This window comes from Belliella kenyensis, from assembly GCF_022549675.1.
Taxonomy (GTDB): Bacteria; Bacteroidota; Bacteroidia; order Cytophagales; family Cyclobacteriaceae; genus Belliella; species Belliella kenyensis.
In genome coordinates this window covers 16,626-30,562 of sequence record NZ_JAKZGR010000008.1, presented here as the reverse complement: position 1 = coordinate 30,562, position 13,937 = coordinate 16,626, and the positions used below count along the sequence as shown (strand labels likewise).

At 38.7% G+C, this 13,937-nt stretch carries 8 protein-coding genes and 1 riboswitch; all 8 genes read left to right on the top strand.

The features are described 5' to 3' along the window. Nucleotides 1–100 precede the first annotated feature (100 nt). The 8 genes from MM214_RS09765 to MM214_RS09730 all read left to right on the top strand — a co-directional run bounded on the left by MM214_RS09765 (nucleotide 101) and on the right by MM214_RS09730 (nucleotide 13,934). Entirely contained in the window at nucleotides 101–3,658 is a 3,558-nt protein-coding gene (locus MM214_RS09765) for a PAS domain S-box protein (RefSeq protein ID WP_241294804.1), read from the top strand. A 59-nt stretch (nucleotides 3,659–3,717) separates the two neighbouring features. Next, complete coding sequence (locus tag MM214_RS09760) at nucleotides 3,718–5,022, top strand: hypothetical protein (protein WP_241294802.1); 1,305 nt, start codon at nucleotides 3,718–3,720, stop codon at nucleotides 5,020–5,022. 110 nt (nucleotides 5,023–5,132) lie between these two features. Then, nucleotides 5,133–5,236: riboswitch (SAM riboswitch) on the top strand. 69 nt (nucleotides 5,237–5,305) lie between these two features. After that, a complete protein-coding gene (locus MM214_RS09755) occupies nucleotides 5,306–6,349 on the top strand; it encodes a homocysteine S-methyltransferase family protein (RefSeq protein WP_241294800.1) in 1,044 nt (347 codons plus the stop codon). Next, nucleotides 6,342–9,038, top strand: coding sequence for a methionine synthase (gene metH, locus MM214_RS09750; protein WP_241294798.1), 2,697 nt, complete (start codon nucleotides 6,342–6,344; stop codon nucleotides 9,036–9,038). The genes MM214_RS09755 and metH overlap by 8 nt, the downstream gene beginning before the upstream one ends. Before the next feature lie 2 nt (nucleotides 9,039–9,040). Continuing rightward, complete coding sequence (metF, locus tag MM214_RS09745) at nucleotides 9,041–9,994, top strand: methylenetetrahydrofolate reductase [NAD(P)H] (protein ID WP_241294796.1); 954 nt, start codon at nucleotides 9,041–9,043, stop codon at nucleotides 9,992–9,994. A 292-nt stretch (nucleotides 9,995–10,286) separates the two neighbouring features. Then, the gene (locus tag MM214_RS09740) at nucleotides 10,287–11,135 is read left to right on the top strand and encodes a hydroxymethylglutaryl-CoA lyase (RefSeq protein ID WP_241294794.1); all 849 of its coding nucleotides are present in this window, start codon (nucleotides 10,287–10,289) and stop codon (nucleotides 11,133–11,135) included. 592 nt (nucleotides 11,136–11,727) lie between these two features. Next, nucleotides 11,728–12,414 carry a CRISPR-associated endonuclease Cas6 gene (locus MM214_RS09735; RefSeq protein WP_241294792.1) on the top strand — a complete coding sequence of 229 codons (687 nt, stop codon included), beginning with the start codon at nucleotides 11,728–11,730 and terminating at the stop codon, nucleotides 12,412–12,414. Beyond that, complete coding sequence (locus MM214_RS09730) at nucleotides 12,411–13,934, top strand: Cas10/Cmr2 second palm domain-containing protein (protein ID WP_241294790.1); 1,524 nt, start codon at nucleotides 12,411–12,413, stop codon at nucleotides 13,932–13,934. Before MM214_RS09735 ends, MM214_RS09730 begins: the two co-directional genes overlap by 4 nt. Nucleotides 13,935–13,937: the final 3 nt, after the last annotated feature.

Here is a 13,937-nt window from a genome sequence, read left to right as displayed (position 1 = left end):
TAATTTTGGTTTCAATTTAGTTTTAAAGGAATTGTCGTAGTTTAGTTGGCTCAAAGCTAATCATCCCAAAATCTATCCGAATTTTAAATTATAAGTGTTCATGGACGATCTATCACAGGTGGCCTTAATGGGTGTATTTGATCAAATCAAAGAGCCCATTTTGATCTTTGCCAAAGAAGAGATTATATATTTGAATCGGTATTTTAAAGAGAAATTTAAAATAGACTTCAATAATTTCTATGAGTTTTTACTAAATGACGGTATTGAAACAGAAATTAACGATTTTTTTCGCAAAGGAGAATTACCGCAAATGGAAATTATCCGACCTCTTGTAGATTTATCAGGATTTACTCGAAATTATAAATGGCAATTTGCCAAACTAGTTGATGAATCAACAAATGAAGATCTACTCTTTCTGAAAGGGATACTCCTTTCTGACAATTCTGAAGTAAAGTCAAAGGGAGTGGATGGAAATGATCCTTTTGAATGGGAATTGCTGATCAATAAAATTTCAAAAAAAATTGTCAATGCATCATTTGAACAGCTGGATGATGTTTTTAATGAATCTTTGACTTTGTTAGGTGAGTTTGAAAAAGTAGATAGAGCTTATATATTTTTATTTCAAGAGTCAAGCTTTGAAATTGATAAAGGATATGAATGGGTTCGAATGGATATAGAGCCACAGATTGATTTTGTCAGACAACTCCAGATTAGCGATGAGTTTATGTCAGTTCAGGTTTTGAGAAATGGACAAGTGTTTTTGATTCCTGACGTATCCAAAATGGAAGATAAGTACGCTGTAGAGCGAAGCATTTTTCAGAAGCAAAGTATCGATTCTGTGATATTGATTCCGATTATGTCTGAGCTGAAATTGATTGGATTCTTCGGGCTGGATTCTGTAGGCAGGATAAGAAACTGGGGAGATGGAGATATCTACATTCTCACACAATTGGCAGATGTGTTTTCAGGAGCTTTGAAAAGTAAGCAAATCAAAAGAGATCTGAAAATGCAATCTCAGATTTTGGCACAAATAAAAGATTCTATAGTTGTCACAGACACTGCACTTAATGTTTTGTATATGAATGATGCAGGGTATAAAGAATCGGGCGTTGATCTGAAAAGCACTCTAGGATGTAAAATCTTCGATTTGTTTGATTTCAATACCCATCAAAAATTTGAGATACAAGAGGAACTGGATGAATTGGTCAATGTAGAGGAAATAAAGCGGGAGATAGTGGTTGTAAATTCATTAGGTAACTCTATACCTATTGAACTATATATGAAAGTTTTTCATAATGATCAAAATGAGGTTGTTGGCTATACCTTTGTGATGAGGAATTTATCCCAAATCAATCATCAAAAAGACTTGGCGAAGAAGGCAAAGATGATCATAGAAAATAGTTCTTCGGTGCTATTTACTTTAGACCCCAATGATCATTTTAGGATTTTATATATCACTGAAAATATTCATCAATTTGGTTACAGTGCAAAGAAGCTTTTGGCGAGCAAAGCAAGTATTTTAGATATAATTCATCCAGATGATGCAGAGGAGCTGATTCACTATCACTATGCAAAAAAAGATAAGAGAGGAGTCCCGGCTTATTCAGGAGAGTATCGTATCAGAAAAAAAGATGGAACTTACAGATGGGTAGAAGACAAAACCAGAGAAGTATTTGATCATTTTGGTCAGATAGTCTTACATGAGGGAGTAATTCAAGATGTGACTGATAGAAAAAGAGATAGAGAAGAAATCCTTAGAGCAAAGCAACAATACAGAGTGCTTGCAGCAAATATACCCCTTACTAGTGTATTCTTGATAGATAGGAATTTGACTTATGTAGTGGCAGAAGGGACGAATTTCAGAAAGTGGAACATGACATCTGGTGATTTTGAGAATAAGAGCGTAGAGGAAGTGCATGTACATAATCTTGATGAGATCAAAATAGCCGTAGAGAGCAGCTTAAAGGATCGAACTTTCACTCAGAAAAACATAAAGTTCAGAGACCGTGTCTATGAAATGACCGTAAGGCCCATTATACATGACGGAGAAGTAGAATATGCTCTTGGTATTATTCGAGATATCAATGTAGAGTATGAGGCGAAAGAGAGACTGCGTGCAAGTGAGGAGAAATACCGTACTTTGGTTGAGGAGTCGACAGAGATTATTTTTTCGGTAGGCATAGATATGACACTTATTTATGTATCTCCTAATGTCAAGCAATTCTTGGGTTTTGAAGCTCATGAAGTGATAGGGGATAACCTAATTAATTTCTTACATGAAGATGATAGAAAAATTTTTGTTGGATTACTTGAAACCCATGCGACTGATTTTTTTGAAGCCAACCAATATATTGAGTACAAGCTAAAGCACAAAGATGGAACCTTCAGAATCATGAGTTCGAACGGACGATTGATCAAAGACGAGCATGGTAATATAAAGCAATATACAGGGATAGCCAGAGATATTACCAAGTTGAAAAACACACAGTATGATCTCTATCTAGCCAAAGAAAAAGCAGAACAAGCCCTGACAATCAAGTCACAATTTCTTTCCATTATGAGCCATGAAATCCGCACTCCAATGAATGCTGTAATAGGCATGGCTCACTTGCTCATCGAAGATCAGCCAAGACCTGATCAATTGGAAAATCTCAAGACTTTACAATTTTCAGCTGAGAATCTGCTCGGGCTTATCAATGATATTTTGGATTATACCAAAATCGATTCTGGTAAAGTGGAACTAGAAAAAGTCGCTTTTGATCTCAGACTATTGTTCAACAGAATCATTCATTCCTATAGCTATCAAGTAAGGGAGAAAAATTTGGATGTTCGATTCGAGGTAGATTGTAATCTGCCCAAAATTGTAATGAGTGATCCTGTACGCTTATCTCAAGTAGCAAATAATTTGATTTCTAATGCTATCAAATTTACAGAAAGTGGATTTGTAAAGATAAAACTGACCAATATTTACGAAAGTGAGACAAAAGTTAGGATAAAATTTGAATTTGAGGATAGTGGTATTGGTATCCCTGAGGAGAAGTTGCATTCCATTTTTGAAGCATTTACTCAGGCAAGTGCTGCTACAACGCGAAAGTACGGAGGGACAGGCTTGGGATTGGCTATCGTTAAGCGTCTAGTAGGACTTTTTGGTGGAGATATCCTAGTCGAGCGACAGGAGAATGGAGGTACCTTGTTTAGGTTTGAATTGGATCTGGAAAAACCTAGTGCTATGCAGGTAAAAATGAATCAGGAAGTTTCAGCAATAGACAATATAGACCTGTCTCATGTCGAGGTACTAGTAGCTGAAGATAACTTAGTCAATCAGATCATGATTAAAAAATTTCTGACCAAATGGGGTGTAACTAACATAGTCATCGCCAATGATGGAGTGGAGGCAGTAGAAGCACTAGAGCGCCAAAAATTTGATTTGATACTACTTGACTTGCAAATGCCCGAGATGGATGGATTCGAAGTAGGTCAGTTTATAAGAAACCACCCAAAAGAAGAGGTGAGAAATTTGCCAATTATAGCATTGACAGCATCATCTTTGCTTGAAGTGAAAGATCAATTAGAAGGTATAGGTATGAATGATTTTATATCAAAACCTTTCAATCCAGATAATTTATACACCAAAATCATCAAATACCTCAAGCTTTGATCAAAAATGGTCTTTCCAATTGAAGGATTTGGTTTAATTTTGGAGGATATTAGCCAACTATGAGAAAACTACTTTTCATCTGCGTCTTTTTGATAGCTACCGTAGCAGTAGGACAAAAAAATGAAGGAAATAGATCCACCTTATATTTCACCCAAGGCTATACAGGTGCCAACCTGAGGCTTTTCAATGAAATGCTGGCCTCAAAGGGCCTTTCTCCAATGCGAAAAGGCTATTCAAATCTTGGGTTAGGTTATCAGACAAGGTATAATGATTTCATTCTAGGGGTGGAATTGTTCCAAAATGCGGGCAGAAAATCTACCTTCTATGATTATGATATTGATTATAGAACCACCAGAGCCATGATCAATGTAGGCTATGCTTTGACGGAAGAGGGAAGATTTCAGTTTATTCACTACATGTCTGTAGGAACAGGCTTTATGAACTTTCAAATGTTGAGAGAAAGACCCAATGACAGGATTTCGGAATTTTTGAGTGATCCTGCACAAGGCTATATCTTAAGAGAAGGAAACATCCATAAAGGCTCAAGGTATTTTTCAGGATTCTTGACAGAAATAGGTTTTCAAATGAGCTATGATCTGGATATTCCAGGAAGAGAAGAAGTATTAGAGATCATGACCAAATTCGGCTACTCCTTTAGTCCTTTTGAAGAAGCTTGGGATTTGAATGGTGTCAAGTTTGGAAATATTCAAAGTGGAGCATTCATCAGGGTAGGTGCTGGGATATCACTCCCAGATAGAAACTTCTTCTACAGAGATGCTTCAATTTCAGCCCAGCTTTTGACTGGTTTTCATTTTACGGCACCCAATAGACTAAATGAAGCCTTGGAATCCAATGGTTACAGCGGCTTTGATGGAAGACCCAATAATTGGGGATTAAAGATTCTAGGTGATAGTAAAGGCTGGCTTTATGGAATGGATGTATATAATTTGGGATTGAATGGAAAAGCAGATGATACCTATTCGCACACACTCAATAGTGTCCGGTTGTATGGAAATGCCGGATACAAATTTTATGACAGGAGAAATGTGGAAATAGGAGCCCTGACTGGATTAGGGTATGGTAATTTAAGATACACACTATCCAATGACTCTAAGCCAGATTTTCCACGATTGTTTGAAGAGCCAGATTTTGACGGTCAATTGCGCGCTAGAGGATTAATGGGTAAGCCTGAGTTATACATTGCTTATGGATTGCCCCTTTCGAAGACGAATATGTTTAACTTGATTTTTTCAGTGCATGGAGGCTATGAAGTGCCATTAGGGAGGTATAAGCTTGCAGACATACCCATGTACCAATACATGGGTAATTCCTACTTACACTTCACAGTAGGAATTCGGCCATAATTTGATTTTTTAGCGAATCATCTAAGGCATTTTCTTAGCAATTGCACTTAGGTTTGAAAGATTTTTTAAAAATAATACTAAAATTAAAGAATAGACTGTAACTTTGAAGTTGCTTATCGAGAAAGACCGAGGGAAGGGCCCTGCGACGTCTTAGCAACCTGAATCAACAAGGTGCTAACTCCCATTCTGAAAATAGTTCGGAAAAAGATGAGCGGTAGATTAGATTCAATGTCTTTTTTCTTCCGGTTCTTGCTCGCATAAGTTTTTGAAATCAAATGAGCAAATGAATAGAACCGATATACTCCTAAAACAAGCCAAGCAAAGAGTCCTCATTCTAGATGGAGCCATGGGGACGATGATTCAGCGATATAAGCTTGCTGAAGAGGATTTTAGAACCGCAGACTTAGCTGATCACCCCAAAGCTTTGAAAGGCAATAATGATCTTTTGTCTCTGAGTAGACCTGATGTGATCAAGGCTATCCATGCAGCATACCTTGAAGTAGGAGCAGACATCATCGAAACAAACACTTTCAGTGGTACGACCATTGCCCAAGCTGATTATGGGCTGGAACATTTGGCCTATCAGATAAATTATGAATCAGCTAAAATCGCCAAAGAAGTTGCTTTGGAATATTCGGCCAAAACTCCTAATCAGCCTAGATTCGTTGCTGGGGCAGTTGGCCCTACTAATAGAACAGCGTCAATTTCTCCAGATGTCAATGATCCAGGATATAGAGCAGTGACCTTTGATCAGCTTGCAGAAGCATACAAAGAGCAAGTGGAAGGATTACTTGATGGAGGTTCAGATATCATTTTGGTAGAGACGATCTTTGATACTTTGAATGCCAAGGCAGCTATTTATGCCATTCAAGATGTATTTGAGAGCCGAGGACTACCTCTCGATCCCGTAGATGGTGGCATACCTGTGATGATTTCAGGTACGATAACTGACGCTTCAGGAAGGACACTTTCTGGACAGACCACGGAAGCATTTTTGATTTCAGTGTCTCACATACCCCTCTTTAGCATTGGACTCAATTGTGCATTGGGTGCTAAGGAGTTGAGGCCATATTTGAAAGTGTTGGCAGACCATGCTCCATTTTATGTAAGTGCATACCCTAATGCTGGATTGCCAAATGAATTTGGGCAATATGACCAAGATGCACAAGAGATGTCAGACCAAGTGGAGGATTTTCTAAAGGAAGGAATGATTAACGTACTTGGAGGATGCTGTGGTACGACGCCAGATCACATAGCAGCATTGGCGAGGTTAGCTTCCAAGTATGGCCCTAGGAAATTAGAACTGTTAAGCGATTCAGATGAGTAAGATAAAACATAGAAACGTATTGAAGCTTTCAGGCCTGGAACCCCTAGTTTTTACGCCTGAGATCAATTTTGTAAATATTGGGGAGCGAACCAATATCACAGGTTCCAAAAAATTTGCAAGGTTGATTCTGAATGGTCAGTATGATGAGGCTTTGGAGGTCGCGCTAGACCAAGTGAGAGGAGGAGCACAGATACTGGATGTCTGTATGGATGAAGGTATGCTGGACGGTGTAGTTGCTATGCAACGATTTTTGAATTTGATCGCTTCAGAACCAGAGATCAGCAGGATCCCTATCATGATAGACAGCAGTAGGTGGGAAATCATACTTGCTGGGCTGAAATGTGTGCAAGGGAAAGGAATCGTAAACTCCATAAGTTTGAAAAATGGTGAGGAAGAGTTTGTGCACCAAGCTAAGACGATCAAGAAGTTTGGAGCTGCCGTAGTAGTGATGGCATTTGATGAGGTAGGACAGGCTGACACTTATCAGAGGCGAATTGATATATGCAAAAGGAGTTATGATATTTTGGTCAATGAAGTGAAATTCAATCCTCAAGATATCATCTTTGATCCGAATATCTTTCCAGTGGCGACAGGTATGGAGGAGCACAGAAAGAATGCCATAGATTTTTTCAACGCTACGCAATGGATCAAGCAAAACTTACTAGGAGCAAAAGTAAGTGGGGGAGTGAGTAATGTGAGTTTTTCTTTTAGAGGAAACAACCCTGTGAGAGAAGCCATGCATGCGGCATTTCTCTATCATGCAATCAGACATGGTATGGATATGGGGATCGTCAACCCCACAATGCTTGAAATCTATGATGATATTCCGAAGGACCTACTCAAAAAGGTGGAGGATGTTCTTTTTGACAAGCATGATGCTGCTACAGAGGAGTTACTGGAGTTTGCAGAGACAGTAAAGGCCACTGACAAAAAGGAAGCAACGGCTGAGCTATGGAGAGATGAGTCAGTATCTAAGCGGATAGAGCATGCATTAGTCAAAGGTATTTTGGATTATATCATAGAAGATACAGAAGCGGCAAGAATTGAATTAAATAACCCTCTCAAAGTGATAGAGGGACCTTTGATGGATGGGATGAATGTGGTTGGGGACTTGTTTGGCGAAGGGAAAATGTTCCTTCCACAAGTGGTGAAATCCGCTAGAGTAATGAAAAAAGCAGTAGCCTATCTTGAGCCATTTATGCCCAAAGCAGGAGATGAAGGCTATAGTGATGAGCAAAGTAGTATCAAGAAAATATTGCTGGCCACCGTCAAAGGTGATGTTCATGATATAGGAAAGAATATTGTTGGTGTTGTTTTGGCATGCAATAGCTATCAGATCATTGACTTGGGTGTGATGGTCGACGCGCAGAAAATCATCGATGAGGCCATTGCTAACAAAGTAGATATCATCGGCCTAAGTGGTCTGATCACCCCTTCTTTAGACGAAATGGTATATGTGGCCGCAGAGATGGAGCGACAGGGTTTGACTATCCCATTGCTGATAGGCGGCGCTACTACTTCGCGGATTCATACTGCTGTGAAGATAGACCCAGTTTATTCTGGTACTGTAATTCATGTGACTGATGCTTCTAAGTCAGTTCCTATCGCAGGAGAGTCCATCTCTGAGGAAACCAAGGTGGCCTATCATAAGCAGATCAAAGAGACTTACAGACAGCTAAGAATAGAGCATGAAGCCAAGCAGCAAGTGAAGCAAATGGCTACCTACGAGGAAGCTAAAGCTAACCCAGTGTTTATAGATTGGGGAAGTTTTGAGCCTTTTACTCCGAAAAAACTTGGAACGACAGTACTAGATGATATTGACCTTGAGGTATTGAGAGGTTATATAGATTGGACGCCATTCTTTAGCACTTGGATGCTTTCAGGGAAATTTCCAAAGATCCTTGATGATAAAGTAGTTGGTGAGGAAGCTACCAGGCTATACAATGAAGCCAATGCCATGCTTGATAATATCATTTCTGAAAAGTGGCTGCAAGCCAAAGCAGTAGTAGGCCTATATCCAGTACAGCGTGTGAGTGATGATTTGGTGATGTCAGAGCAAGGTTTGAGTTTCCATTTCCTTCGTCAGCAGGGCAAAAAAGGAAAAGGAGTACCCAATAGGTCTCTTGCAGATTATATTCATCCAGACAAAACGGATTATCTGGGAGGCTTTGCAGTAACAGCTGGATGGGGTATTGAGAAGAAGCTTGAGGAATTCCAAGCCAAAGGGGATGATTATAATGACATTATGCTCAAATCCTTGGCAGACAGGCTGGCCGAAGCTGGTGCAGAGTATTTGCATGAGTTAGTTAGGAAGGAGCTTTGGGGATATGCTAAGGAGGAACAGCTTGATAATGAGGCATTGATCAAGGAGTCTTATGCAGGAATCAGACCAGCACCAGGATATCCAGCTTGTCCAGAACACTCTGAGAAGCGAACGCTTTTTGATTTGCTAGAGGTGGAGAAAAACATCGGTATTACGCTTACAGATAGTTTTGCCATGTATCCTACTTCGTCAGTTAGTGGATTCTATTTTGGTCATCCAGAGAGCAAATATTTTGGTCTTGGAAAAATCGCCGAGGATCAAGTGGCAGATTACGCCAGAAGAAAAGGAGTAAGTCAAGCCCAAGCAGAAAGATGGCTATCTCCAAATCTAGCTTATACCCCATCATTTAATGTACAAGAATCTTAATTATGAAAATCACCGAACATATCAATCAAGCCAAGAAAACGCTTTTTTCTTTTGAAATTCTCCCACCCTTGAAAGGGCAGAGTTTGAATGACCTCTGTGTAGGAATTGAGCCTTTGATGGAGTTCAATCCGCCATTTGTCGATGTGACTTACCACAGGGAAGAATTTATCTATAAAAAACATCCAAATGGTCTTTTGGAAAAAGTTAGTACTAAGAAGCGTCCAGGTACCGTGGGCATCTGTGCAGCGATCATGAATCGTTTTGAGGTAGATGCTGTACCTCACCTGCTATGTGGAGGGTTTACCAAAGAAGAGACTGAAAATGCACTGATAGACCTGAACTTCATTGGTGTACAAAACGTACTCGCTCTGAGAGGTGATGCACCAAAGAGTGAAAATAAGTTTGTTCCAGAGCCAGATGGCCATGCCTACACCAAGGATTTGGTGAGTCAAATCATCGGAATGAATAATGGGAAGTATCTTCACGAAGAGACAGAAACTGGTTTTCATACAGATTTCTGTGTCGGAGTAGCAGGCTATCCAGAGAAGCATTTTGAAGCACCGAGCTTGAAGTTTGACTTGAAATATTTGAAAGAAAAAGTAGATGCAGGTGCTGAATATATCGTTACCCAAATGTTTTTTGACAATCAGAAGTATTTTGAGTTTGTGCAAAAAGTCAGGGATTTAGGTATTACTATTCCGATTATTCCAGGCTTGAAACCCATCACTACCCTTGGCCAGATCACCATGCTTCCAAGGACATTTTTTCTAGATCTTCCTGATGCGCTGATGGATGATTTGGAAAAATGTAAGAGTAATGCCGACGTGAAGCAAGTTGGCATAGAGTGGGCAATTCAACAAAGCAAAGAACTGATAGCTGCTGGAACACCATGCCTCCATTACTATACCATGAGCAAGGCAGATGCAACCTACAAGATTGCCAAGGAAGTGTTTTAAACATAGGTAGTCTAAAAGAATTTCGTGATGATTATAGTATGCTTTTAGAAGAATTGGTATTAGTTGATGTCTAAAACCCTCAGACCTTTCAGGTTTTTAATGATTATCAGTCAGTTATTGGGGATAATCTATTGAAGCCTGGAAGGTTTTTTGTTGTTATAAATCAATTACAATATCCTCTTTTCTATTTATGGGAATTATTTTTTGTTTCCTTGAGGTTTTTGTATTGTTTGATCTTATTTATTAATGAAAAAAACTTGTGCCTCTAGCACCATGCATTTATCTTCATGGCATGATAAAGCTCATAGAATGCCCAAGAGATGCCATGCAAGGTCTCCCAAATTTTATTGATACTGCTATCAAAGCAGCATACATCAATCAATTATTGCAAATTGGATTCGATACCATAGATTTTGGGAGCTTTGTCAGTCCTAAAGCGATGCCGCAGATGAGAGATACTGCCGAGGTACTAGAATACTTGGACCTTTTCGAAAGCAAATCAAAACTCTTGGCTATTGTGGCAAACACTAGAGGAGCAGAAGATGCCTTACATTTCGAACAGATTGATTATTTGGGTTTCCCCTTGTCTATCTCTGAAACTTTTCAAGAACGCAATACCAACAAATCCATCAATGATGCCCTGATTGCTGTAGAGGAAATTCAGAACCTCACAGAGGTCAAAGGGAAATCACTTGTGACTTATCTGAGCATGGGCTTTGGTAATCCTTATGGTGATCCTTATGCTCCTGAGATGGTAGCTGAATTCATTGAGAAGCTTGACCAACTTGGGGTTAAGATTATATCCTTTGCAGATACAGTGGGTACTGCAAATGTTGAATTGATCAGAGACCTCTTTGAGTTAAATATCCAAGCTTATCCCCATATAGAGTTTGGGGCACACTTTCACGCAAGACCAGATCAAGTGGAAGAAAAGGTTCTAGCGGCGTTTCACGCAGGATGCTTGAGATTTGATGGTGCTTTGAAGGGATTTGGAGGATGTCCGATGGCCAAAGATGAACTGGTTGGGAATGTTGCTACTGAAAAATTGATCCATTCCCTAGAAAAAGAAGGTCAGTCCTTATCCCTCAACAAGCAAGAGCTGGAAGAAGCCATGAAAATGGTTGATTTTGTTTTTAGGTAAGAGGTGTTTTGCATGGAGCTTTTTTCAAATATGTGCGCCATGTCGGAGACGGTTAGGTGTGTTTCATTTTGTAAGGACACAAACCGAGGAGAGTGGTAGTTTCTGTTTGGGAGGACACAAATCGAGGGGGAGGAGATTCAAAATGAGGTGAAAATCATATGGTGTATGGATCAAAGAACTTTCGAAAGGCTGTTTAATTACTTAGCTTAAATATTATTTTATCAGATTATACGCTTTTTTGCCAGCAACTTCAATTCATTGGCTCAACCGGTTCTTAATGGTCAATATCCATAAGTATCCAATATCAATTAATATCGGAAGTTAGATAAATCGGAATTTTGTAATGTTGTTGGCAAAGTTCCGTATATCCATATTATTTTATTCTCTTAATGAAGATTTTTTAAAAAACTGAATTACTTTAAATCTGATAGGTTTGGGTTTAAATCCATAATGTTTTAGTTTAACTTCGTAAATAATTACTTTTTTTAGTAAAAATTGATATATCGACTAAGTTTGTTTTCAACGTTGAAGTTGATATATTTAAGAAGTTTTGTTATAAAAAGTTTACTGATGTAAATGAATGTGAATTCAAATGCCACAAATTAGAATCGTCAAGGTAGTTTTTGATACAATCATCCAAGATTTCGAAATACCATCATTTAGGGGAGCAGTGATAGAGACAGTGGGTCGATCTCATGTGATTTTCCACAATCATCTAAGTGATGATAAGCTACATTATAAGTATCCAGCGATACAATATAAAAGGGAAGGGAATCATGCAAGTATTCTTTGTATCAAGGAAGGGGTGGAGGAGATTCATCATTTTTTCATTAACAATATCGGTCAGGTAAGGATAGGAAATAAGCATACAGCACTTATGGTAAAAAACGTATCTATTCAAACATGTAACTTTCAAGTAAGTGATGAATTTTTCACCTATCAGATCAAAAGATGGCTTCCATTACATGGAGAGAATTATGAAAAGTACATTAGTCTAGATGGTTTGGTTGATCAAATAGCCTTCTTGGAAAGGGTGATGGTCGGAAATATACTTTCCATGGCCAAAGGTTTGGACTGGTTTATTGAAGAAGCAGTAAGTGTGAAGATTACTTCCATAATCAAATCAAATTGGACATACTTAAAGAAAAAGAAGGTATTAAGCTTTGATTTAATATTCAAAACCAATGTATTTCTGCCGTATGGTATAGGCTTAGGCAAGAGTAGCAGTATAGGATTTGGGACAATAGAAAAAGCAACAATTAAAAAATTAGCGATATGAGTAAATATTTATACGGAGCCAGTATACAGGGCATCCAAAGTTTTATTTTTCAGACCAATAAGTTGAAGGAAATTGTGGGGGGGAGTGAATTGGTTGATTATTTGAGCAGTACCTTTTTCAAAGAGTTTCTTGAGGAGAATGGAATTTCGTTTCACGAGGGAGACTTGATTTTGAGTGCAGCTGGAAATATTAAATACGAATTTAATAAAGCGGATGACTGTCAAAAAGTTGTGAAAGGGTTTTCAAAAAAAGCGATGTTGAAAGCTCCAGGGATTACTGTGAGTCAGGCAACAGTCACACTAGATGATTTTGAAACATATGGTAAGGCTCTGCAAGCATTAGAAGATAGGTTAAGGATACAGCGAAACAAAGCGAACTATATTCTGGGTGATTATAATCCTTTTAAAATTGGAGCTTCTGCAAGAAGAACAGGAGGACTGGGGGTAAAGTATGAAAAAGATGAAATAATAGACTTAGGCCAGTTAAATAAACATAAGCGTGCAGCAATAAGCGAGTCAAAGCTAATGGAGGTTTTGACAGGAAGGAAAAAAGCCACGGCCATAAGGGACAACTCCGAACTAGCAGTAGAATGGGGGGATTTCACTTCAGGGAATAATTGGTTGGGAATAATTCATGCAGACGGTAATGGATTAGGGGCTCATATCATGTCGATTTACAGTAAAATTGAAGGGGATGGTATAAAAGAAGTTATCAGGGAGTTTTCCAAAACCCTTGATTTGGCCACCAAACAATCTGTAAGAGAAGCGTATCAAGAAATTTTTGGAAATGATTCCAAATCTGAATCCTATGAACCTCCGATTCGACCGATTCTTTTGGGAGGAGATGATATAACCGTGATAATTAAAGGGGATGCAGCAATTCCTTTTGCAAACGTCTTTCTCAAAAAATTCGAAGCAAACACAAAGTCGATGTTCCTTGAACTCGAGAAAAGGCTAAAAATCGAAGACAAAAATCTTGGTCTGAGCAAAGGACTAACTGCATGTGCTGGAGTGAGTTTTGTAAAACCAAATTTTCCATTTCATTACGGAGTTCATTTGAGCGAGTCTTTAACAGCCGCGGCCAAAACATCCTCGAAGTCCAATCTTATTGAGGGGAAAATACCATCTTCTGCGATTTTCCATAAAGTCCAATCAAGCTTTGTAGAGGACTATTCTGCTATTGTAGATCAAATGCTTGATCATGGCCATATCCGATTCGATTTTGGCCCTTACTTCATTGATAAAAATAACTCCTACAGCACGATAGATGAACTTCTGTTTTGGATTAAAACTATCAAGCGACCTTCTGCTCCTCGGGCAGGTCTGCGTCAGTGGCTTGGCGTTATACCTCATGATCCTACTCAGGCTAAGTTTATGTTTGACAGAATCAGACAAAACTTAAAAGAGAGAAACTATCAAAATATAATTTCCGACCTGCACTTGGAAAACGAGTATCCTTTTATGCGTGACAAAAAGACGTACACACATCTTTATGATGTAGTCAATCTTTCATCCCTTTAATCT

Coding starts and splice junctions, on each gene's coding strand:
- MM214_RS09755 (WP_241294800.1), top strand. CDS start 5,306: ATGAATAGAACCGATATACTCCTAAAACAAGCCAAGCAAAGAGTCCTC.
- MM214_RS09760 (WP_241294802.1), top strand. CDS start 3,718: ATGAGAAAACTACTTTTCATCTGCGTCTTTTTGATAGCTACCGTAGCA.
- MM214_RS09765 (WP_241294804.1), top strand. CDS start 101: ATGGACGATCTATCACAGGTGGCCTTAATGGGTGTATTTGATCAAATC.
- metF (WP_241294796.1), top strand. CDS start 9,041: ATGAAAATCACCGAACATATCAATCAAGCCAAGAAAACGCTTTTTTCT.
- MM214_RS09740 (WP_241294794.1), top strand. CDS start 10,287: ATGATAAAGCTCATAGAATGCCCAAGAGATGCCATGCAAGGTCTCCCA.
- MM214_RS09735 (WP_241294792.1), top strand. CDS start 11,728: ATGCCACAAATTAGAATCGTCAAGGTAGTTTTTGATACAATCATCCAA.
- MM214_RS09730 (WP_241294790.1), top strand. CDS start 12,411: ATGAGTAAATATTTATACGGAGCCAGTATACAGGGCATCCAAAGTTTT.
- metH (WP_241294798.1), top strand. CDS start 6,342: ATGAGTAAGATAAAACATAGAAACGTATTGAAGCTTTCAGGCCTGGAA.